This is a genomic window from Tatumella terrea (assembly GCF_039523755.1).
Classification (GTDB): domain Bacteria; phylum Pseudomonadota; class Gammaproteobacteria; order Enterobacterales; family Enterobacteriaceae; genus Tatumella; species Tatumella terrea.
On sequence record NZ_BAAAFX010000002.1, the window covers coordinates 457,431 to 478,891 of the forward strand.

Annotated in this window: 22 protein-coding genes; 12 read left to right on the forward strand and 10 right to left on the reverse strand. The window is 51.5% G+C overall.

Going from position 1 to position 21,461, the window contains the following annotated elements; genetic code table 11:
- The 9 genes from lpxD to tilS all read left to right on the forward strand — a co-directional run bounded on the left by lpxD (position 1) and on the right by tilS (position 10,999).
- Positions 1-1,026: a UDP-3-O-(3-hydroxymyristoyl)glucosamine N-acyltransferase gene (gene lpxD, locus ABD035_RS02060; protein WP_212712998.1), complete on the forward strand. Its 1,026-nt coding sequence runs from the start codon at positions 1-3 to the stop codon at positions 1,024-1,026.
- 167 nt (positions 1,027-1,193) lie between these two features.
- Entirely contained in the window at positions 1,194-1,649 is a 456-nt protein-coding gene (gene fabZ / locus ABD035_RS02065; protein ID WP_212712997.1) for a 3-hydroxyacyl-ACP dehydratase FabZ, read from the forward strand.
- 1 nt (position 1,650) lies between these two features.
- On the forward strand, positions 1,651-2,439 hold the full coding sequence (gene lpxA / locus ABD035_RS02070; RefSeq protein WP_212712996.1) for an acyl-ACP--UDP-N-acetylglucosamine O-acyltransferase: 789 nt from the start codon (positions 1,651-1,653) through the stop codon (positions 2,437-2,439).
- Positions 2,440-2,442: 3 nt separating this feature from the next.
- Positions 2,443-3,588 carry a lipid-A-disaccharide synthase gene (lpxB, locus tag ABD035_RS02075; RefSeq protein WP_343867255.1) on the forward strand — a complete coding sequence of 382 codons (1,146 nt, stop codon included), beginning with the start codon at positions 2,443-2,445 and terminating at the stop codon, positions 3,586-3,588.
- Positions 3,585-4,193, forward strand: a complete 609-nt coding sequence (rnhB, locus tag ABD035_RS02080) for a ribonuclease HII (protein ID WP_212712994.1) — start codon at positions 3,585-3,587, stop codon at positions 4,191-4,193. The genes lpxB and rnhB overlap by 4 nt, the downstream gene beginning before the upstream one ends.
- A 36-nt stretch (positions 4,194-4,229) precedes the next feature.
- Positions 4,230-7,712 (forward strand): DNA polymerase III subunit alpha, encoded by a 3,483-nt coding sequence (dnaE, locus tag ABD035_RS02085; RefSeq protein ID WP_343867258.1) that lies wholly within the window; start codon positions 4,230-4,232, stop codon positions 7,710-7,712.
- A gap of 12 nt (positions 7,713-7,724) precedes the next feature.
- Entirely contained in the window at positions 7,725-8,684 is a 960-nt protein-coding gene (accA, locus tag ABD035_RS02090) for an acetyl-CoA carboxylase carboxyl transferase subunit alpha (protein WP_212712992.1), read from the forward strand.
- A 348-nt stretch (positions 8,685-9,032) separates the two neighbouring features.
- The gene (locus ABD035_RS02095; RefSeq protein ID WP_371813063.1) at positions 9,033-9,425 is read left to right on the forward strand and encodes a VOC family protein; all 393 of its coding nucleotides are present in this window, start codon (positions 9,033-9,035) and stop codon (positions 9,423-9,425) included.
- A 257-nt stretch (positions 9,426-9,682) separates the two neighbouring features.
- Positions 9,683-10,999: a tRNA lysidine(34) synthetase TilS gene (gene tilS / locus ABD035_RS02100; protein ID WP_343867261.1), complete on the forward strand. Its 1,317-nt coding sequence runs from the start codon at positions 9,683-9,685 to the stop codon at positions 10,997-10,999.
- Between the two features lie 52 nt (positions 11,000-11,051).
- Here tilS and rof read toward each other — a convergent pair whose 3' ends face one another.
- The gene (gene rof / locus ABD035_RS02105; protein WP_212712990.1) at positions 11,052-11,312 is read right to left on the reverse strand and encodes a Rho-binding antiterminator; all 261 of its coding nucleotides are present in this window, start codon (positions 11,310-11,312) and stop codon (positions 11,052-11,054) included.
- Positions 11,313-11,670: 358 nt separating this feature from the next.
- Between rof and ABD035_RS02110 the strand changes: the two genes are divergently transcribed.
- Both ABD035_RS02110 and arfB read left to right on the forward strand, forming a co-directional pair.
- Positions 11,671-12,216: a YaeQ family protein gene (locus tag ABD035_RS02110; RefSeq protein ID WP_212712989.1), complete on the forward strand. Its 546-nt coding sequence runs from the start codon at positions 11,671-11,673 to the stop codon at positions 12,214-12,216.
- Positions 12,213-12,632, forward strand: coding sequence for an alternative ribosome rescue aminoacyl-tRNA hydrolase ArfB (gene arfB, locus ABD035_RS02115; protein WP_025901308.1), 420 nt, complete (start codon positions 12,213-12,215; stop codon positions 12,630-12,632). The genes ABD035_RS02110 and arfB overlap by 4 nt, the downstream gene beginning before the upstream one ends.
- A 19-nt stretch (positions 12,633-12,651) precedes the next feature.
- Here the strand turns inward: arfB and ABD035_RS02120 are convergent, their stop codons facing one another.
- The 9 genes from ABD035_RS02120 to ABD035_RS02160 all read right to left on the reverse strand — a co-directional run bounded on the left by ABD035_RS02120 (position 12,652) and on the right by ABD035_RS02160 (position 19,960).
- A complete protein-coding gene (locus ABD035_RS02120; protein WP_343867265.1) occupies positions 12,652-13,164 on the reverse strand; it encodes a GNAT family N-acetyltransferase in 513 nt (170 codons plus the stop codon).
- A 143-nt stretch (positions 13,165-13,307) separates the two neighbouring features.
- A complete protein-coding gene (gene proS, locus ABD035_RS02125; RefSeq protein WP_212712986.1) occupies positions 13,308-15,026 on the reverse strand; it encodes a proline--tRNA ligase in 1,719 nt (572 codons plus the stop codon).
- Positions 15,027-15,119: 93 nt separating this feature from the next.
- Complete coding sequence (gene tsaA / locus ABD035_RS02130; RefSeq protein ID WP_343867267.1) at positions 15,120-15,827, reverse strand: tRNA (N6-threonylcarbamoyladenosine(37)-N6)-methyltransferase TrmO; 708 nt, start codon at positions 15,825-15,827, stop codon at positions 15,120-15,122.
- Positions 15,824-16,225, reverse strand: coding sequence for an Rcs stress response system protein RcsF (gene rcsF / locus ABD035_RS02135; RefSeq protein WP_212712984.1), 402 nt, complete (start codon positions 16,223-16,225; stop codon positions 15,824-15,826). The genes tsaA and rcsF overlap by 4 nt, the downstream gene beginning before the upstream one ends.
- A gap of 125 nt (positions 16,226-16,350) precedes the next feature.
- On the reverse strand, positions 16,351-17,169 hold the full coding sequence (locus ABD035_RS02140) for a MetQ/NlpA family lipoprotein (RefSeq protein WP_343867269.1): 819 nt from the start codon (positions 17,167-17,169) through the stop codon (positions 16,351-16,353).
- Positions 17,170-17,202: 33 nt separating this feature from the next.
- On the reverse strand, positions 17,203-17,856 hold the full coding sequence (locus tag ABD035_RS02145) for a methionine ABC transporter permease MetI (protein WP_212712982.1): 654 nt from the start codon (positions 17,854-17,856) through the stop codon (positions 17,203-17,205).
- Positions 17,849-18,880, reverse strand: a complete 1,032-nt coding sequence (gene metN / locus ABD035_RS02150; protein WP_343867272.1) for a methionine ABC transporter ATP-binding protein MetN — start codon at positions 18,878-18,880, stop codon at positions 17,849-17,851. Before metN ends, ABD035_RS02145 begins: the two co-directional genes overlap by 8 nt.
- Before the next feature lie 246 nt (positions 18,881-19,126).
- Positions 19,127-19,549 (reverse strand): hypothetical protein, encoded by a 423-nt coding sequence (locus tag ABD035_RS02155; protein ID WP_343867274.1) that lies wholly within the window; start codon positions 19,547-19,549, stop codon positions 19,127-19,129.
- A gap of 111 nt (positions 19,550-19,660) precedes the next feature.
- Positions 19,661-19,960, reverse strand: a complete 300-nt coding sequence (locus ABD035_RS02160) for a hypothetical protein (RefSeq protein WP_343867276.1) — start codon at positions 19,958-19,960, stop codon at positions 19,661-19,663.
- A 781-nt stretch (positions 19,961-20,741) separates the two neighbouring features.
- On the opposite strand from ABD035_RS02160, the gene gmhB reads away from it, so the two are divergent.
- The gene (gmhB, locus tag ABD035_RS02165; protein WP_343867278.1) at positions 20,742-21,308 is read left to right on the forward strand and encodes a D-glycero-beta-D-manno-heptose 1,7-bisphosphate 7-phosphatase; all 567 of its coding nucleotides are present in this window, start codon (positions 20,742-20,744) and stop codon (positions 21,306-21,308) included.
- The last annotated feature ends 153 nt before the right edge of the window (positions 21,309-21,461 follow it).

The window sequence follows — 21,461 nt, forward strand, 5'->3', positions numbered from 1 at the left end:
ATGTCATCTATTCGACTGGCTGATTTAGCGCAGCAGTTAGATGCAGAATTGCACGGAGATGGCGATATCGCCATCTCCGGCATTGCTTCTATGCAGTCCGCCACAGGCGGCAAAATAACTTTCCTGGCCAACAGTCGTTACCGCGAGCAGCTCGCGCATTGTAAAGCCGATGCTGTGGTGCTGACGGAAGCGGATCTGGAGTGGTGCCCAAGCGCAGCACTGGTCGTGAAAGACCCCTACCTTACCTATGCGCGGATGGCGCAGATTCTGGATACGACACCTTCGCCTGCCGAGAATATTGGCCCGGGCGCCGTGGTCTCTCCACAGGCCCGTCTGGGGACTAATGTGGCTATCGGGGCGAATGCTGTTATCGAATCCGGTGCAGAACTGGGTGATAATGTCGTGATCGGGGCAGGTTGTTTTGTCGGTAAAAAGACGCGGATCGGGGCAGGTACGCGCCTGTGGGCTAACGTTTCTGTTTATCATGAAGTGGTTATCGGCGAAAATTGTCTGGTGCAGTCAGGAACGGTGATCGGTGCTGATGGCTTCGGTTATGCCAATGATCGTGGCAATTGGGTGAAGATCCCGCAACTGGGCTCGGTGATCATCGGCGACCGCGTAGAGATTGGTGCCTGTACGACGATTGACCGCGGCGCGCTGGATAATACCCAAATTGGTAACGGAGTTATCATCGATAACCAATGCCAGATTGCGCACAATGTCATAATTGGCGACAATACGGCGGTTGCTGGTGGTGTGATTATGGCGGGAAGCCTGAAAATTGGCCGTTACTGTATGATTGGTGGCGCCAGTGTAATCAATGGTCATATGGAAATTTGTGATAAAGTAACGGTCACCGGAATGGGGATGGTCATGCGACCTATCACTGAACCGGGCGTCTATTCTTCAGGGATACCGCTGCAGGCAAATAAAGCCTGGCGTAAGACCGCGGCCCTGGTCATGAATATCGATGATATGAACAAACGCCTGAAAGCTATCGAGCGTAAAACCGGTAAAGATAACTAACCATAACTTAACCGGTAAGCGTCACGGAATCTCCCGGAGTTACTCCCCGGGTTTCATGGTTCTTCGCGCTGGCCCGACACTTTTTATATTTGCGACCTGCGATGTATCAATTGAACATGCAGGTCGTGTTATTATTGATCACAGATTTTTAGGACAGGAAGAGTATTTTGACTACTGAAATACATACTCTGCAAATTGAAGAGATTCTGGAACTGCTGCCACACCGCTATCCGTTTTTGCTGGTTGATCGTGTTCTGGATTTTGAACCACACAAATATTTGCGGGCCGTTAAAAACGTGACTGTGAATGAGCCTTTTTTCCAGGGGCATTTCCCGGGTAAGCCAATTTTTCCTGGTGTGTTAATTCTGGAAGCGATGGCTCAGGCCACCGGTATCCTGGCGTTCAAAAGCGTAGGAAAACTGGAACCCGGCGAGCTGTACTACTTCGCAGGTATCGATAACGCACGTTTCAAGCGTCCTGTCGTCCCGGGAGACCAGATGGTGATGGAAGTGACTTTTGAAAAAACCCGTCGTGGTTTGACGCGCTTCAGCGGCGTTGCTACTGTAGATGGCAAGGTTGTTTGTGAAGCAACAATGATGTGTGCCCGTAGCCGGGAGTCATAACGTGATTGATAAAACCGCCAGCATCCATCCTTCTTCTGTCATTGAAGAAGGCGCAATTATCGGACCCGGGGTTCGCATCGGACCGTTCTGCGTCATCGGACCCAATGTTGAGATTGGTGAAGGCACTGTCCTGAACTCTCATATTGTCATTAACGGACATACCCGCATTGGTAAAGAGAACGAGATCTATCAGTTTGCCTCTATTGGTGAAGTGAACCAGGATCTGAAATACGCGAAAGAAGAGACCCGGGTTGTCATCGGCGATCGCAACCGTATTCGTGAGAGTGTGACCATTCATCGCGGAACGGCTCAGGGTGGCGGTGTGACGGTTGTCGGCAGCGATAACCTGTTGATGGTGAATACTCACATCGCTCATGACTGTCAGATTGGTAACCGCTGTATCTTTGCGAACAATGCAACACTTGCCGGGCATGTGACGGTTGATGATTTTGCGATTATTGGCGGGATGACGGCAGTCCATCAGTGGTGCACTATCGGTGCGCATGTCATGGTCGGCGGTTGTTCCGGAGTGGCTCAGGATGTTCCTCCTTATGTGATTGCACAGGGGAACCACGCCACACCGTTCGGTATCAATATTGAAGGTCTGAAACGCCGTGGTTTTAGTAAAGAAGCTCTGCACGCTATTCGTAATGCTTACAAGCTTCTGTATCGCAGTGGCAAGACCCTGGATGAAGTGAAGCCAGAGATTGAAGCCCTTGCGAAGGCCCATACTGAAGTCCAGCCTTTCTATGATTTCTTCGCCCGTTCTACCCGTGGGCTTATCCGGTAACGAATGGCGATGCGTCCACTGACTGTTGCACTTATCGCCGGGGAAACCTCCGGCGATATTCTTGGTGCAGGCCTTATCCGGGCTCTTAAAGCAAAACATCCTGATATCCGCTTTGTGGGTGTCGCCGGTCCCCTGATGCAGGCGGAAGGGTGTGAAGCATGGTATGAAATGGAAGAGCTGGCCGTGATGGGGATTGTTGAAGTCCTGGGGCGTCTTCCCCGTCTGCTGAAAATCCGCCGGGATCTGACCCAACGACTCACCGCGCTCCGGCCCGATGTCTTTGTCGGCATCGATGCGCCGGATTTCAATATTCCGCTGGAAGGGCGCCTGAAGCGTGCAGGTATCCGGACCATTCACTATGTCAGCCCGTCAGTGTGGGCATGGCGGCAGAAGCGGGTATTTAAAATCGGTCGTAACACCGATCTGGTGCTGGCCTTTCTGCCCTTTGAAAAAGCCTTCTACGATAAGTTTCAGGTGCCTTGCCGTTTTATTGGTCATACAATGGCCGACAGCATTCCGCTGCAACCGGATAAACAAGCGGCCCGTGCACGTTTGTCTCTCCCTCCTGACGCCCTCTGCCTGGCACTCTTACCGGGCAGCAGAAAAGCCGAAGTTGAGATGCTGAGCGCCGATTTCCTGAAAGCCGCGCAAATGCTGCGGCAGACCTATCCGGCACTGGAGATTGTGGTTCCGATGGTCAATGCCCGACGTCGCGCGCAATTTGAAGAGATTAAAGCTGAGGTTGCCCCCGAACTGGTGTTACATCTGACGGAAGGGCAGGCTCGTGATGTCATGATAGCCAGTGATGCGGCTATTCTGGCCTCCGGCACGGCTGCCCTCGAGTGTATGCTGGCGAAGTGTCCGATGGTGGTAGGGTATCGTATGAAACCTTTCACTTTCTGGCTGGCGAAGCGGCTGGTAAAAACAGAATGGGTGTCGTTACCGAATCTGTTAGCCGGAAAAGAACTGGTGCGGGAGTTGCTGCAGGATGAATGTCAGCCTGAACTGCTCGCCCGTGCGCTGGATCCGCTGCTTCATCAGGGTCCCGAGCGAACGGCACTGCTGGAAACGTTTGCTGAAATGCATCAACAGATCCGCTGGAACGCGGATGAACAGGCAGCACAGGCTGTGCTGGAGTTAACACAATGAATTCGTTTATCTACCCGCAGGCACACTGTATTGCCGGTGTGGATGAAGTCGGGCGCGGGCCGCTGGTGGGTGCCGTGGTGACCGCTGCGGTGATACTGGATCCCGCGCAGCCCATTCAGGGGCTGGCAGATTCCAAGAAACTGACCGAAAAGCGCCGCTTAGCGCTGTACGACGAAATTAAAGAGAAAGCGTTATGCTGGAGTCTTGGACGGGCTGAGCCTGAAGAGATCGACCAGCTGAATATCCTGCATGCTACCCTGCTGGCGATGCAGCGTGCTGTTGCCGGACTCAGTGTCCGGCCGGATATGGTCCTGATTGATGGTAACCGTTGCCCCGTATTACCGATGGCAGCGCAGTCGGTGGTCAAAGGGGATAGTCTGGTGGCAGAAATCAGTGCGGCCTCTATCCTGGCTAAAGTCACCCGCGACCGTGAAATGGCAGAGCTGGATACGCTGTTTCCGGAGTATGGCTTTGCTAAGCATAAAGGCTACCCGACACCTTACCATCTGGAAAAACTGGCGTTATTAGGCGCGACGCCTTTTCATCGTCGCAGTTTTGCCCCGGTCCGGCGAGTGACAGAGGCCACTCTGGTCGCCGGAAAATAACCTTCAGACAGTTTACATCGTAATCCCGGAACCCATATGGCTGAACCCCGTTTTATTCATCTGCACGTACATAGCGACTACTCCATGATCGATGGACTGGCGAAAACGGGGGCGTTGGTCAAAAAAGCGGCTTCACTGAACATGCCGGCGCTGGCCATCACTGATTTCACGAACCTTTGCGGGCTGGTGAAATTTTACGGTTCAGCGCATGGCGCCGGTATAAAACCGATTATCGGCGCGGACTTCCGTGTTGCCAGTGATCTGACGGGGGATGAGCTCACTTTTCTGACCGTACTGGCCAGTGATAATACCGGTTATCAGAACCTGACCTTACTGATCTCCAAAGCCTATCAACGGGGATACGGCCTGCAAGGCCCCACCATTGATCGTGACTGGCTGATGGAGCTGAACGACGGTTTGATCCTGCTTTCCGGCGGGCGTAAAGGCGATGTCGGACGCAGCCTGCTGCGCGGTAATAATGCATTGGTCCACGAGTGTCTGGCATTTTATCAGCAGTATTTCCCTGATCGTTATTATCTCGAATTACACCGCACCGGGCGTCCGGAGGAAGAAGAGTATCTGCATCGGGCGATTGAATTAGCCCGGGAACAGGAGATCCCTGTTGTTGCGACGAATGATGTCTGCTTTCTGAGTGAAACCGATTTTGATGCGCATGAAATCCGTGTCGCTATCCACGATGGTTATACACTGGACGATCCTAAGCGCCCCCGTCTGTACAGCGCGCAACAATATTTGCGCAGTGAAGACGAGATGTGTGCGCTGTTCGCCGATATCCCGGAAGCCCTGGAGAACAGTGTCGAAATCGCCCGCCGCTGTAACGTCACGGTGCGTCTGGGGGAATATTTCCTGCCGCAATTCCCGACCGGAGACATGAGCACGGAGGACTTCCTGGTGGTCAGTTCCCGCCAGGGGTTGGAAGAGCGACTGGAGTTCCTGTTTCCTGATCCGCAGGTGCGGAGTGCAAAGCGCCCGGCCTATGACGAACGCCTGCAGATAGAGCTGGACGTGATTAACCAGATGGGGTTCCCCGGATACTTCCTGATAGTGATGGAGTTTATCCAGTGGTCCAAGGATAACGGTGTACCGGTAGGGCCAGGCAGGGGGTCCGGTGCCGGCTCCTTAGTCGCTTATGCACTGAAAATTACCGATCTCGACCCGCTGGAATTTGACCTGCTGTTCGAACGTTTCCTGAACCCGGAACGTGTTTCTATGCCCGACTTTGACGTCGATTTTTGCATGGAAAAAAGGGACCTGGTCATCGACCACGTGGCGGAGATGTATGGCCGTGAAGCCGTTTCACAGATCATCACCTTCGGTACCATGGCGGCGAAAGCGGTTATCCGTGATGTCGGACGCGTTCTGGGACATCCTTACGGGTTTGTTGATCGTATTTCCAAACTGGTACCGCCGGATCCCGGCATGACCCTGGAAAAAGCGTTTGTCGCAGAACCCCAGCTTCCTGAGATTTACGAAGCCGATGAGGAAGTCAAAGCCCTTATCGATATGGCCCGTAAGCTGGAGGGGGTGACCCGTAACGCCGGTAAACATGCCGGGGGCGTGGTCATCGCGCCGACCAAAATTACTGATTTTGCCCCGCTGTATTGTGATGAGCTCGGTCAGCATCCGGTCACCCAGTTTGATAAAAATGATGTCGAATATGCAGGGCTGGTAAAGTTTGACTTCCTTGGTCTGCGTACCCTGACGATCATTAACTGGGCATTAGAGATGATCAATGCCCGGCGGGAAAAACAAGGCGAACCGCCTATCGATATTGCGTCGATCCCGCTGGAAGATAAGAAAAGTTTTGATATGCTGCAGCGGGCGGAAACCACCGCGGTTTTCCAGCTTGAATCCCGCGGTATGAAAGACCTGATTAAACGCCTGAAGCCTGACTGCTTTGAAGATATGATAGCCCTGGTGGCATTGTTCCGTCCGGGACCCTTGCAGTCAGGAATGGTCGATAACTTTATCGACCGTAAGCACGGACGTGAAGCTATTTCCTATCCGGATATTCAGTGGCAACATGAGTCGCTGCAACCGGTGCTTGAGCCGACCTATGGTATTATCCTCTACCAGGAACAGGTCATGCAGATAGCCCAGGTACTGGCAGGGTATACCCTCGGTGGAGCAGATATGCTGCGCCGTGCCATGGGTAAAAAGAAACCGGAAGAGATGGCCAAGCAGCGCTCGGTATTTCGTGACGGCGCGGAGCGTATGGGCATCGATGGCGAGCTGTCGATGAAAATCTTTGACCTGGTGGAAAAGTTCGCCGGGTATGGGTTTAACAAATCCCACTCTGCGGCCTACGCACTGGTTTCCTATCAGACCCTGTGGCTGAAAGCACATTATCCGGCGGAATTTATGGCGGCGGTGATGACTGCGGATATGGATAACACCGAAAAAGTCGTCGGGCTGGTGGATGAATGCTGGCGAATGGGGCTGAAAGTATTACCCCCGGATATTAACTCCGGCCTGTACCCGTTCCATGTGAATGATGAGGGCGAGATAGTTTATGGTATCGGCGCTATCAAAGGTGTCGGCGAAGGTCCGATAGAAGCGATCCTCGAAGCACGAAACAATGGCGGATATTTCAGAGAGCTATTCGACCTGTGTGCCAGAACCGATATTAAAAAAATAAATCGCCGGGTGATGGAAAAACTGATAATGTCCGGGGCCTTTGATCGGTTAGGACCTCATCGGGCGGCATTGATGAGCTCACTGAACGATGCGCTGAAGGCTGCCGATCAGCATGCTAAAGCCGAGGCCATAGGCCAGGCCGATATGTTCGGTGTGCTGGCAGACGAGCCGGAGCAGGTCGAACAGTCATATGCCAGTGTATTACCGTGGCCGGAACAGGTTCGCCTGGACGGCGAACGGGAGACGCTGGGGCTATATCTGACCGGGCACCCGATCACTCAGTATCTGAAAGAAATCGAGCGTTATGCCGGGGGGACACGTCTTAAAGATATGCACCCGACAGATCGTGGTAAGATAACCGTCGCTGCCGGGTTGGTTTTGGCGGCGCGTGTTATGGTGACCAAGCGTGGTAACCGTATTGGCATCTGTACTCTTGATGACCGTTCAGGGCGTCTGGAGGTTATGCTGTTTACTGATGCCCTTGATAAATACCAGCATTTGCTGGAAAAAGATCGTATTCTGATCGTCAGCGGACAGGTCAGCTTTGATGATTTCAGTGGCGGGCTTAAAATGACTGCCAGGGAAATCATGGATATCGATGAAGCGCGTGAAAAATATGCTCGCGGTCTTGCTATCTCGCTGACGGACAGGCAAATTGATGACCAGCTTTTAAACCGTCTCCGTCAGTCCCTGGAGCCGTATCGTTCGGGGACCATTCCGGTACATCTCTACTATCAGAGAGAGGATGCTCGGGCAAGGTTGCGCTTTGGTGCATCGTGGCGAATCTCGCCCAGTGATCGTCTGCTCAACGATTTACGTTTATTGATAGGGTCGGAGCAGGTGGAACTGGAGTTTGACTAAAACAGGAACATTATGAGTCTTAATTACCTGGATTTTGAACAACCAATTGCAGAACTTGAAGCGAAAATTGATTCGCTGAAATCCATTGGTCGTCAGGATGAAAAACATGACATTAATCTGGACGAGGAAATTCAGCGTCTGCGTGAGAAAAGCGTAGAACTGACGCGTAAAATTTTCTCTGACCTGGGGGCCTGGCAGGTGGCACAGCTTGCCCGTCATCCGATGCGTCCTTATACCCTGGATTATGTTCGTCATGCCTTTGAAGATTTTGATGAACTGGCCGGAGACCGTGCTTATGCCGATGATAAAGCTATCATTGGCGGAATTGCCCGGTTAGAAGGGCGTCCGGTGATGATTATTGGTCATCAGAAAGGCCGTGAAACCAAAGAGAAAATTCGTCGTAACTTTGGTATGCCGGCACCGGAAGGTTATCGTAAAGCGCTGCGCCTGATGGAAATGGCCGAACGCTTTAAAATGCCGGTACTGACCTTTATCGACACGCCGGGAGCTTACCCGGGCGTAGGTGCGGAAGAGCGTGGCCAGTCTGAGGCCATTGCCCGTAACCTACGTGAAATGTCGGGGCTGACCGTCCCGGTGATCTGTACCGTTATCGGTGAAGGTGGTTCAGGCGGAGCTCTGGCGATCGGCGTGGGTGATAAAGTGAATATGCTGCAGTACAGCACCTATTCTGTTATCTCTCCGGAAGGCTGTGCCTCCATCCTGTGGAAGAGTGCAGATAAAGCCCCTCTGGCCGCCGATGCGATGGGAATTGTCGCTTCACGTCTGAAAGAGCTGGAACTGATTGATACTGTGATCCCTGAACCTCTGGGCGGCGCACACCGTCATCCGGAAACGATGGCACAGTCACTGAAACAGCAACTGCTGGCAGACCTGGCGGAACTGGATGCATTAACCGGAGATGAACTGCTTAACCGCCGTTATCAGCGTTTAATGAATTACGGTTATGCCTGATCATCATCGATGACAGAGAAGGTCGCCTGAGGGCGGCCTTTTTTGTTTCAGGCACCCATCAGGCGCGACGGGGAACGCGTTCAGCCCGCAGCCACGGTTAAAAGGCAGTTGAATGTCCGACCGCTTATCCGTGAAACCTGCTGACGGGCCGTCAGTCACCCGGAATAAAAATATCCGATGGCGTGCACCCGCCTGTTCGCCAGGGTTAAGCCGGTCTTACTGGCGTGTCTTTGAAAAACTATCGGCGGTGGCGGGAAATTTTTCTTCTGTCTGCCCCGGAGAGTCTTGTTCCGGGAGAGTAACCCGGGTAGCCTGGCCTGTCGATATCCCTGCTTTCACGGAGAAAAAATGCTGCCGGGACTTAAAGGAATTCATCATATTGCTATTATCGCTTCCGATTATCAGCGGAGCCGGCATTTTTACTGCACTCTATTGGGACTGACGTTACTCCGGGAGATTTATCGTGCGGAAAGAGACTCCTGGAAAGCCGATTTGGCACTGGAGGGGCAGTACATCATTGAACTGTTCTCTTTCCCTTCTCCTGCGGCCCGGCCGAACTATCCGGAAGCCACCGGTTTACGTCACCTGGCGTTCAGCGTAGAAGATCTCCGGCAAACGGTGAGTGCACTGGAACAACAGGGCGTAAGCTGTGAACCGATCCGGACCGATGAATTGACCGGCAAGTCATTTACCTTTTTCTTCGACCCTGACGGGCTACCGCTTGAGCTTTATCAGTTATAGTCGCGGATCACGCCCCGCGGTGATCCCTGCAGGGAAAGTACTGTGCGGGGAACGGGTAACCGCTCAGCATCCACACGTGAATACTCTTAGCCGTATTTCGTTGAGGTCAGGAACGCTGATCTCCGGCTTCAGTGGGGAATATACCGCTCGGGCATCGTGACTCTCCGTCAACGCCATTTATTCTCTCTGTCACTTGAATGCAGGTATCTTTCCCGCTAACGTGCCGGTTATTCTCAATGCTGTAAATGTCATGGATCATGAGCCAGAAAATAGTGTTACCTGAAACGTTATCCCTGCAAGGCTATGACCACTTACTGGTGGCTTTCAGTGGCGGTATGGACTCTGCGGTACTGCTCCATATGCTTGCCGGCTTGCGTGAGACCCGGGGAATTACCCTGCGGGCGGTCCATATCCATCATGGTATCAGCCGGTATGCCGATGACTGGCAACAACATTGCCAGCAGGTCTGTGATGAGCTGGGAGTCCCCTTGCTGATCAGAAAAGTGACACTGCATACGGAAGGCCGGGGAACAGAAGCTGCCGCCCGGGAAGCCCGCTATGCGGCATTTTCTGAGCTACTGCAGGCCGGGGAAGCACTGGTCACCGCGCATCACCAGGATGATCAATGTGAAACGTTATTACTGGCGCTGAAACGGGGCAGTGGCCCCGCCGGGTTGTCAGCCATGCCGCCGGTACTCCGCTTTTGCTCAGAGGTATTAATCAGACCGTTGCTTTCGTTTACCCGTCAGCAACTGGCTGCGTATGCTGCTCATCATCAGTTGCAGTGGGTCGAAGATGACAGTAATCAGGATCCCGCCTATGACCGTAATTTTCTGCGTCTGCAGATCCTCCCTCAGCTTGAACAACGCTGGCCGCATTTCACTGCCGCGGTCACCCGCAGTGCTGAACTCTGTGGTGAACAGGAAGCTCTGCTGGATGAATTATTACGACCTGAGCTTGCTCATCTGCTCACGCATGAAAATGCACTGCCTGTCGCCCCCTTAGCCGGTTTCAGTGCCGTCAAACGAGCGGCAGTATTACGACGCTGGCTGATGCATTGCGGAGCGCCTATGCCGTCACGAGATGCGCTGGCTCGTCTGTGGCGGGAGGTCGCCCTGAGCCGTGACGATGCAAATCCCCGGCTGAGCCTGGGGGAAGGGGAACTGAGGCGTTATGACCAGCACCTGTGGTGGGTGAGGGTAACTGCAGGGCAGCGTCAGACGCACCTTCACTGGGCCGACAGACACACTCCGTTGCCTTTACCGGCCGGTCTGGGCTGTTTAGCTACGGCAGAACAGGGCATTAAATTACGCCGGCCAGCGGCCGATGAGCAGTTATCGGTGAGATTCAGCGTACAAGGAAAGCTCTATATTGTCGGGCGGGATCGTGGCAGAAGTCTGAAAAAAATCTGGCAGGAATGTGGTGTCCCCCCGTGGCGCCGTGAAATAACGCCGATCCTCTTTTATAACGATGAGCCGGTCTGTGCTCCGGGCGTTTTTGTTACCCGGTACGCGGATCCCAAAGATTTACCTGATTCGCACTGCTGGTGGCTGAACTGGACAGGACGGGCCTGAAGGATAAGTCAGGCCGGAGAGAGGGCAGCCCGCAGGCTGCCTGTGAATTGGCTTAGCTTTCGCTGATGGTGACGGTACCGATTTCCGGGTGGCTGAAACTGACAATACTGTCCAGGCGTAGCTCACGGGAGAGATTATTTTCATCCACAATCAGGTATTCCACATTTTTGCGGGATAACAGGTCGCTGGCTTTCGCCTGCAATGTTTCGCCGTTTTTCAGCTCAATCATGAGTACCAGATGGTGCTGGCAGGCGAGTTCAAGGTTGTCATAATCATCGCAGTTGATGGGTTGATACGTATCGTTCATTGACATAGTCGCTCACCGTGATTGCTTAGCGGTTAATACCGCATAATCCCTGATTAGCCCATCACTCCTCTTCCCGGCGTACACCGGACCGGAGGATGAACTGCCGAACTGAGCACCAGTACCCGGTTTCGCGGGCGACTGATAGCTTCTGCATAGCGTGTGTGCATTACCTCACAGACAATCACCCTCTGCAAATCCTCCTTTCAGCATCGCCGCTTATCTGTATTTTATTGACCAGCCTAGTCTTCCGTCACGCCGATAGCAAGTTCTGACACAGCTTCAGGATATCAGCAGAAAGTATAATCCCGTTTCATATCACCCCCGCCTTTCCGCTACAATAGGTGAATTCTGTACAGGAGGGGCAATGGCCTTAAAAGCGACTATCTATAAAGCATCGGTGAATATTGCCGATCTCGACCGGCAATATTTTTCAGATGTTCAGCTTACGCTGGCCCGGCATCCTTCTGAAACCCGCGAGCGTATGATGTTGCGGTTACTTGCCTGGGTTATTTATGCTGACGAACGATTACAATTTACCAAAGGGCTGTCAGCCGACGAAGAACCGGAGATCTGGCTGCATCATGATTACGGCTCGGTCAGGCTCTGGATTGAACTGGGGTTACCCGAGGAACGCCGCCTGAAAAAAGCCTCAGCGGTGGCTGACCAGGTGGTTCTCTTTGCTTACAGCGAGCGGGCAGCCAGAGTCTGGTGGCAGCAAAACAGCGATAAGCTGGCAGCGATCGGTAATCTCACTCTCTGGTTTATCGATGATCAGCAACTGGCCAGCCTGAGTGAGTTTGCTGACCGGAATATGAATCTGCAGGTCACCTTGCAGGAAGAGATGATCTGGCTTTCCGGGGGTGACCGGAATACTGAATTACGTTTAACCCAATGGCAGGCAGCAAAATGATCGACATCGGCCGCGGAATTACCCTGGACCCTGAGGATATCCGGCTGAGTGCCATCCGGGCGCAGGGAGCGGGCGGACAGCATGTGAATAAAGCGTCGACGGCAGTCCATCTGCGCTTCGATATCAAAGCCTCACAGCTTCCGGAGCCGGTTCAGCAGAAGCTGTTACAGGTAAACCATCATCTGATCACGGCGGATGGGATCGTGGTGATCAAATCCCAGTCTTTCCGCAGTCAGGATAAAAACCGGACGGCCGCCATTGAACGGCTGGTTGATCTTATCCGCGAGCTGATCCATGAAGAGGCCCCCCGGAAAGCGACCCGTCCGACACGGGCTTCCCGCATCAGGCGACTGCAATCGAAATCACGTAATTCGGCCACTAAAAACCTGCGGGGCAAGGTACGGGATTTAGGCTAAAGGCAGCCCGGCCGGGAGGTTATTCCGTCAGTAATTTGTAGTAATAGGTCGTACTTTCCAATTCACCGTCATGATTTATCACAAACTGAGGGATTGTCCCGGCTTGCTGATAGCCGGATTGCTGATAGAGCAGGGAGGCGGTATCGCCGGTACGGGTATCCAGTACCAGCAGCGTCCGGCCGCTATTCCGGGCCAGTGTCTCAACAGCGTTCAGTAACTGGCGGGCTATGCCCTGCCGCCGGTAAGCGGTATGCACCATCAGCTTTTCGATATCAGCCCGGTGCAGCCCGTTTTTCTTCCCGCAAAAGGATATCTGAATCGCACCGGCTACCTGTTCCTGGTGCAAAGCGACCAGTAATCTCCGGGAACCTTCTTTCAGTGATGACTCAATACTTATCCAGTAATTCTCCGCTTCCTTTGCTTCCAGCGGGCGGATAAAGCCGACTGACGCGCCGCTGTTTACACTATCGGTGAGCAGTGCAATTAATCCGTCCCTGCAGGTATCGGGGTTATCGGTCGTGATAATCTTCATGAGGATCCCTGTTCCCGGGGAAAAAGTCTGCCTTTCAAAATAACAGCTTGTCTGACGCAGCTGAAGCTTTTTTCAGGTGAAAAAAAACACACAACAGTGTTGTGTGTTTTTAATCAAAGCGGGCTTTCCGGAAGGGAAAATAATCAGTTCGGGATGCGGGCGGTCAGGTAACTGACGATCTCATCGGATTTGATCATTTTCTTTTCTGCATCACGGCGGTGTTTATACTCAATCTCACCGTTATCCAGGTTACGGTCACCGATAACAATGGTATGAGGTACGCCGATCAGTTCCATATCTGCAAACATCACACCCGGACGTTCCTTACGGTCATCGAGGATCACTTCAATACCCTGAGCGCGTAACTGATCATATAACGCTTCAGCCAGTTGCTGTACCCGGAAGGATTTATGCATATTCATCGGCAGAATAGCGACCTGGAAAGGCGCTAATGCGTCCGGCCAGATAATACCGCGCTCATCATGGTTCTGCTCGATAGCGGCGGCCACCACACGGGTAATACCGATACCATAGCAGCCCATGGTCAGGGTCTGATTACGACCCTCTTCGCCCTGAACGGTGGCTTTCAATGCTTCAGAATATTTTGTGCCCAGCTGGAAGATATGGCCCACTTCGATACCGCGCTTAATCTGCAGGATACCCTGGCCATCCGGGCTGCGATCACCTTCCACGACATTACGGATATCCGCAACACGGGCTTCCGGCAGGTCACGGCCCCAGTTGATACCAAACCAGTGTTTGCCATCAATGTTTGCCCCGGCACTGAAATCACTCATTTTCGCGACGGTACGGTCAGCAATTACAGGGATCGTCAGTCCGACCGGGCCCAGAGAACCTGCGCCGGCACCGATAACCTGACGGATTTCTTCGTCGGTTGCAAAGCAGAGGGGGGCGGCAACGACGTCCAGCTTTTCGGCTTTAACTTCGTTCAGTTGATGATCCCCACGGACCAGCAGGGCAACCAGCGGATGTCCGCTCTCTTCGGTCGCTTTAACCAGCAATGTTTTCACGGTTTTTTCGACCGGGAGACTGAATTGCTCTACCAGCTCGGCGATAGTTTTCGCATCAGGGGTATCGACCTGAGTCATCTCCTGCGTAGCCGCAGGGCGTTCACCTTCCGGAGCAACGGCTTCGGCCAGCTCAATGTTAGCCGCGTAATCCGAGCTGTCAGAGAAAATAACATCATCTTCGCCGTTTTTCGCCAGTACCTGGAATTCATGTGATGCGCTGCCACCGATCGAGCCGGTATCAGCCTGCACAGCTCGGAAATCCAGTCCCATACGGCTGAAGCTCTGACTGTACGCCTGATACATCGCATCATACGTTTCCTGCAGGGATGCCTGAGAAGTATGGAAGGAGTAGGCGTCTTTCATTACAAACTCACGTGAACGCATCACACCAAACCGGGGACGCACTTCATCACGGAATTTTGTCTGGATCTGGTACAGGTTCAGAGGTAACTGTTTGTAGGAACTCAGTTCATTACGGATCAGGTCGGTGATGACCTCTTCATGGGTAGGACCCAGAACAAACGGACGTTCGTTACGATCTTTAATGCGCAGCAGTTCCGGGCCATACTGCTCCCAGCGTCCGCTTTCTTCCCATAAATCGGCAGGCTGCACGACCGGCATGCTGATTTCAACGGCACCGGCATTATCCATCTCTTCACGGACAATTTTTTCGACCTTTTTCATTACCCGTAAGCCGGTGGGCAGCCAGGTATACAGCCCTGATGCCAGCTTACGGATCATGCCGGCACGTAACATTAACTGATGGCTGATAACTTCAGCATCAGAAGGAGTCTCCTTCAGGGTGGAGAGCATGTATTTAGAAGTACGCATTAATAAATATTCCAGTTAAACGGAAGATCGAAAAGTGATAATTACAGGCTGGCGGCTAGTGTACCAGTGAGTTGCGTTGGCAAAAAGCGTGATTTAACCCGGCTCAATGGCAAAGACTTCATTCCCGTTGCCGGTAATACGCCAGCGGACATTAAAGTCGAGCAGGCGTGCGGCATAATCCCGGTTGTCATCGCTATGTTTCCGGTAAGCCGGTCGCGGATCCTGTGCAAGCACCTCAGATAAAAATTGCTCCAGCCGGGGATACTGCTCCGCCAGCAGAGACAGTTGCTGTCTGGCTTCTGCGGTAAATGTCACCGGCATATCAGCCACCGGCGCCTGCTGGGCATATCCGGCACGGGCATCGGGTACTGCTTCGGCAAAAGGCAGATAAGGCTTGATATCAATCACCGGCGTGCCATCGACCAGATCCAGACTGCCTAACTCCAGTACAACCTGCTGGTTTGCGGTGCGGATCCCTTCCAGGGAAACGAGCGACATACCTATCGGATTCGGGCGAAAGGTGGAGCGGGTCGCAAAAACGCCCATGCGTTCATTTCCGCCAAGGCGGGGAGGGCGAACGGTAGGACGCCACCCCTGCTGCATCGTCTGGTGAAAAACGAAAATGACCCATAAATGACTGAACTGCTCCAGGCCCCGTACGGCATCGTTCTGATTATAAGGCGGCAGTAAATGCAACTCCCCCCCTTCCCGGGTTACCAGGCCCGGCTGGCGGGGAACGGCGAACTTCTCTTTCCACGGGGAACGGATGACCCCGAGGGTATTGAAGGTAAATTCACTCATTGGGCCGAGACTTGCAGTGCCGATCCCTGACATACCGCCTGACGGTAACATCCTGCGGTCGTAGTCACGACAGCACACTGGTGCAGCAGGACAGCATTGGCTTTTAATTCCGAGGCTTTGATCTGCATACGTTTGCGTGCTGTATTGATATTCGCCGGAGAGTCCTGGCTGCCGGACTGGCAATCTTCGCCGGAGACTTCCCCCAGGTCCCGGAACGGCTTACTCAGCAATTCTGTCGGGGAGGTATAAATCTGCACCGTTGTGGCTCGATGGGCATACTTATTGCGTGCCGGCTCACTGTGTTTTGCTGATGTAAGCGGCTGACGAGCAGGAGGTTCATGATGAACGGAACAGCCTGTCAGCATTAACGCAAACACGCAAAGCGGAAACAGACGCATTGGATAACCCTCATAAAATATAAACAGCGGGTATTGAAACAAGAGCGTAGGAAAATAACAAGTCACCGCGTGCAGAAATAAAAAAGGGCGGCATCTCTGCCGCCCTGGTCATTGCCGGTCTGATTTTACCAGCCTTTAACCGCACCGCCGTTAAAGATTTTATTCGCAGCGTCTGCAACTTCATCAGACTGATACGCTTTAACGAAGTTTTTCACGTTCTGTGCATCTTTGTTATCTTCACGAGTCACGATCAGGTTCACATAAGGTGAGTCTTTACCTTCAACGAAGATCCCGTCTTTCTGCGGTGTCAGACCAATCTGGCTGGCATAAGTGGTATTGATGATGGCCAGCGCGATTTTGCTGTCATCCAGAGAACGTGGTAACTGAGGCGCTTCCAGTTCAACAATTTTAAGGTGTTTCGGGTTTTCGGTAATATCCAGAGTGGTCGGCAGCAGTCCGACACCGTCCTTCAGCTTAATAAGACCGGTTTTCTGCAGCAGCAGCAAGGAACGGCCGAGGTTAGTCGGGTCATTAGGGATAGCGATTTGATCACCGTCTTTCAGCTGGTCAATGGATTTGATTTTCTTGGAATAACCGGCAATCGGGTAAACAAAGGTATTGGCTACTGCCACCAGTTTGTAACCGCGATCTTTGATTTGCTGGTCAAGATACGGTTTATGCTGGAAGGCATTCGCATCAATATCCCCTTTGCTCAGCGCTTCATTAGGTAGCACATAATCGTTAAAGGTCACCAGCTCAACATCCAGACCGTATTTTTCTTTTGCCACTTTTTTAGCGACTTCAGCAACCTGCTGTTCGGCACCGGCAATAACACCCACTTTGATGTGGTTTTCATCTTCTTTATTTTTCTGACCGCAGCCTGACAGTGCGATCACACCAATCAGAGCCCCTGCAGCGGCGATTTTCTTAAAGGTAAAGGTCATCTTCTCTTCCTTAATTAAAATTATATAAATTACTTATTTCCGGGAAACGGCACGAACAATTCGGTCGCCACAGAACTGAATTAAATACACCAGAATCACCAGTAATACTAATACCGAATTCATCACAAACGCGTCATAACCGATATAACCGTACTGGATACCGATCTGACCCAGCCCGCCGGCACCGACGGCACCCCCCATCGCAGAGTAACCAACCAGTGTGATCAGGGTTATGGTGGCAGCGTTGATTAATCCCGGTAATGCTTCCGGTAACAGCACCTTGCGAATAATTTGCATCGGCGTCGCCCCCATCGCACGGGAAGCCTCAATCAGCCCTGCCGGGAGTTCAAGCAAGGTATTTTCCACCATACGGGCAATAAAGGGTGCCGCGCCGATGGTCAGCGGTACGATCGCCGCCTGTAAGCCTATCGATGTTCCAACCAGGATACGGGTAAAAGGGATCATCCAGACCAGCAGAATAATGAACGGGATGGACCGGAAGATGTTGACGATGGCAGAGATAGCCCGATACAGCGACTTATTTGCCATAATCTGTCCCGGACGGGTGATATACAATAATACCCCGACCGGCAGTCCGAGAACGAACCCGAAGAAACCTGAGACAAAGGTCATGATCAGTGTTTCCCAGACACCGCCAGCCAGTAACCAAATCATGGCGTCAGACATACCCTAATACCTCTGCTTTAACATGTTGTTCGCGTAGCCATTGGATGGCATCGCTGCTGTCTTTACTCTCGCCGGCCATTTCGGTCAGCATAATGCCGAATTTAACTCCGCCGGCATAATCCATCTGAGCGCTGATGATATTGCAATCCACACTGAAACGGCGGGCAACTTCAGACAGCAGAGGGGCATCCACCGAATCGCCGGTAAATTCGAGGCGCAGCAAAGGGATTTTGCCTTCACCGGTAGTCTGACTGAGGCGCTGTTGATAATCCTCAGGAATATCCAGATGCAGGGTCGACTGAATAAATTGCTGTGCCAGCGGGGTTTTCGGATGAGAGAACACCTCACTGACCTGATCTTTCTCAATGAGCTGCCCCTGACTGATGATTGCAACCTGATCACAGATGCGTTTAACGACATCCATCTCATGCGTAATCAGCATGATGGTCAGTCCGAGCCGCCGGTTGATATCTTTCAGTAGTTCGAGAATAGAACGGGTCGTGGCCGGGTCCAGGGCACTGGTGGCTTCATCGCAGAGCAGGACTTTCGGGTCACAGGCCAGGGCTCTGGCAATGGCGACACGTTGTTTCTGTCCTCCTGACAGATTGCCGGGACGGGAATCATGCTTATCACCCAGTCCGACAAGCTCCAGCAGAGCGGTGACTTTCTGTTTGATTTCTTCACGCGGACGATTTTCCAGTTCCAGCGGTAATGCCACGTTGCCGAAAACCGTGCGGGAATTTAACAGGTTAAAATGCTGGAAAATCATGCCAATCTGACGGCGTGCCAGCGTTAGCTGTTTTTCAGAGAATGCCGTCAGGTCCTGATTATCCACCAGTACCCGGCCGGATGTGGGACGTTCCAGCAGGTTGACGCAGCGGATCAGTGTACTTTTCCCGGCGCCGGAGGCACCGATCACCCCGTAAATTTGTCCGGCAGGGACATGCAGACTGACGTCAGACAATGCGGTAATTGTCTGTGTTCCCTGGGTGAACACTTTGCTGATGTTTTCTAATTTAATCATCTATGTATTCGATTTTTTATAAGATATTACGGTAGCTGTAAGACATTTCAGCAGTGACAATGTCTGTAATGGAAAGGATGTTAAGGCATCCAGACGTCTAAATCAATGAAAGTCTTATCGCCATTTCGCATATGTGATAGCCGTCTGATAGGTGTCAAAACTCTGTCGGGGATTGCTCAAGGTAAGGGAGGCTTCAATATCACAGGTCCTCCCTCAGACAGGGCGGGAGTCATCGTGCGGGCAAGGTCAGTTGAAAACCATGCTAATGAAAGCAGATACGAATAAAAGAAGCGTAGTAAGGCCAGTTGTAGAACTTAATGTTATTTCTTTTAACAACGGAGCGGTTAAGTTTGATGGAAGAGCGCGAATAAAATCATACTGTTCGCAGGTAATACCCTGTTTGATGAGAAATTTCTGGTTTTTCTCTTTGAGTAGTATCTGGTAATAAGAATAATTTCTGAAGTAAAAAAATTTTATCTTTGGGAGAGAAAAGTAAAGTTCAACGCTTGGCGGGTAGCAGCCAAAACGTTGGTAGAACAGCTTAGTTATTTCTTTATCTATGGGACGAACGACAAAAAAAGCATAACTATAAGAAATAAGCGCCATTAATACGAGTAATGCGGTAAGACCTAATAATAACAGCAGGTCTATCGGGAGTTTACTGATCATTAGTCACCTTGTAGATCTTGTTACCAATATATTTTCCGAACATTGACCCTACAGTGCTTCCAGCCAGACTGATGATAACTGAGCAGGCGATGATACCCACCGGTGAAAAGCTTAATGCCACATATAGCGGAATGGGAAGAAAACCACCCGCAACCCCAAAGAAAAGCTACCGATTTCGGTAAAAGTGGTTTTTTTACATTCATTTTCTCTGCCTGAGGAACAGCTTTTGTAAATTTTATTTATTGAGCCTAATCCACTAAAAACGATACCTGCATAGCCAACTCGTTTCATGATGGTATGCATTTTAGCCGCCTGGGCTATATGTGTAGAGTAACCAGGAAGGTCAGTGACACCGGATGCTTTCCAGTGATGGACAATAGATTTCGTTGACAGTGAAAGCGTGTTTTTCATTTTGCTATATTCAGGTCATTTCAGAGTGCGCTTCTATATCGTTACTTCATATTTACTTCCGGGAAGGTAATTGATGGTTTTTTTATATTGTAAGCTCATGGTGAAAGTTCATTTTTCAACAATTAATAAATAAGGCTAGCGGATTTGGTTTTTACAGGGGGTGATGTTAATCACAACTATATTTTTATTTTGATTAACACCTTATCATGGCAATAAGTTGGTCAGATAGTTACCAATGTATAGGAGTAATAAAATAATTATCCTATCAACCGATGGATAGTGTCACTGTTTACAGTGCTGGTCATTTTTACAGATGCAGGTGATGCAGGTATAGATGGAGATATAGATGCAGATGGACCCTTACCGGGTATCTTTCTGACCGGCATTGGGGCAGCAGCAGCTGATCAGTTTTCTGTAGGTAGTTATTGTGCCATCGATTATTGCGGGTAAAACTTCCCGGGACGGTAGTATATGTTTATCTCGTTGATATGTATGGATACATCTTGATGAAAACTGATGTCAACGCTTTATGCAGAAGCCCGGGACAGCTTTGCCATATAGATGAAAGAAATCTGAATGCAGAAGCCCGGGGCTGCTTTGCCATATAAATGAAAGAAATCTGATAAGAGACAGTACCGTGATTTTACGGGGGGATAGCCAGTCCAAACCCGACACTGTTCTTTAAGGGTAACTGAACGTTGCCGCGGTCCCGGCCGGCTTTTAATGCACTGACACCGCGGATCATGCGATAATGCGGCCAGTTAATCAGAGGAGTCATTGTGTGACAAATAAAATTCCGGCCATTTTTCTGGACAGAGACGGTACTATCAATATTGACCATGGTTTCGTACATCAGATCGACGACTTCCAATTTATCGATGGTGTTATCAAAGCCATGCAGGAATTGAAGACAATGGGATATGCGCTGGTGGTGGTGACGAACCAGTCAGGGATTGCCCGTGGTAAGTATACAGAAGATCAGTTCATGCAACTGACCGAATGGATGGATTGGTCACTGGCTGATCGCGATGTTGAACTGGATGGTATCTACTTCTGTCCACACCATCCTGAAGGGAGTGTTGCGGAATATACTCAGGTCTGCGATTGCCGCAAGCCGAAACCTGGCATGTTACTTTCCGGACAGGAGCAGCTGAATATCGATATGGCCGCATCTTATATGGTGGGTGATAAGCGGGAAGATATGCTGGCAGCTCAGGCGGCAGGTGTCGGACATAAAATTCTGGTTCGTAGCGGGCAGCCTATTGATGAAACAGCGCAAGAAACGGCTGATGTTGTACTCAACAGCCTGGCTGAGTTACCTGCTTTTATCAAAAATGCAGCGAAATAGCCTGGAAATAGTACAGATTGTGTGAAGTTTCAGCGAACGATAATTTATTTGAAATAAACCCTTGTCAGAAAAAATTATCTCCCTATAATGCGCTCCCACTGACACGGCAAAGCGCGATGCGCAGCGGCGTGACAGGGACTGAAGCGATTCGGT

Coding starts and splice junctions, on each gene's coding strand:
- lpxD (WP_212712998.1), top strand. CDS start 1: ATGTCATCTATTCGACTGGCTGATTTAGCGCAGCAGTTAGATGCAGAA.
- lpxB (WP_343867255.1), top strand. CDS start 2,443: ATGGCGATGCGTCCACTGACTGTTGCACTTATCGCCGGGGAAACCTCC.
- rnhB (WP_212712994.1), top strand. CDS start 3,585: ATGAATTCGTTTATCTACCCGCAGGCACACTGTATTGCCGGTGTGGAT.
- dnaE (WP_343867258.1), top strand. CDS start 4,230: ATGGCTGAACCCCGTTTTATTCATCTGCACGTACATAGCGACTACTCC.
- accA (WP_212712992.1), top strand. CDS start 7,725: ATGAGTCTTAATTACCTGGATTTTGAACAACCAATTGCAGAACTTGAA.
- ABD035_RS02095 (WP_371813063.1), top strand. CDS start 9,033: ATGCTGCCGGGACTTAAAGGAATTCATCATATTGCTATTATCGCTTCC.
- tilS (WP_343867261.1), top strand. CDS start 9,683: ATGAGCCAGAAAATAGTGTTACCTGAAACGTTATCCCTGCAAGGCTAT.
- rof (WP_212712990.1), bottom strand. CDS start 11,312: ATGTCAATGAACGATACGTATCAACCCATCAACTGCGATGATTATGAC.
- ABD035_RS02110 (WP_212712989.1), top strand. CDS start 11,671: ATGGCCTTAAAAGCGACTATCTATAAAGCATCGGTGAATATTGCCGAT.
- arfB (WP_025901308.1), top strand. CDS start 12,213: ATGATCGACATCGGCCGCGGAATTACCCTGGACCCTGAGGATATCCGG.
- ABD035_RS02120 (WP_343867265.1), bottom strand. CDS start 13,164: ATGAAGATTATCACGACCGATAACCCCGATACCTGCAGGGACGGATTA.
- proS (WP_212712986.1), bottom strand. CDS start 15,026: ATGCGTACTTCTAAATACATGCTCTCCACCCTGAAGGAGACTCCTTCT.
- tsaA (WP_343867267.1), bottom strand. CDS start 15,827: ATGAGTGAATTTACCTTCAATACCCTCGGGGTCATCCGTTCCCCGTGG.
- rcsF (WP_212712984.1), bottom strand. CDS start 16,225: ATGCGTCTGTTTCCGCTTTGCGTGTTTGCGTTAATGCTGACAGGCTGT.
- ABD035_RS02140 (WP_343867269.1), bottom strand. CDS start 17,169: ATGACCTTTACCTTTAAGAAAATCGCCGCTGCAGGGGCTCTGATTGGT.
- ABD035_RS02145 (WP_212712982.1), bottom strand. CDS start 17,856: ATGTCTGACGCCATGATTTGGTTACTGGCTGGCGGTGTCTGGGAAACA.
- metN (WP_343867272.1), bottom strand. CDS start 18,880: ATGATTAAATTAGAAAACATCAGCAAAGTGTTCACCCAGGGAACACAG.
- ABD035_RS02155 (WP_343867274.1), bottom strand. CDS start 19,549: ATGATCAGTAAACTCCCGATAGACCTGCTGTTATTATTAGGTCTTACC.
- ABD035_RS02160 (WP_343867276.1), bottom strand. CDS start 19,960: ATGAAAAACACGCTTTCACTGTCAACGAAATCTATTGTCCATCACTGG.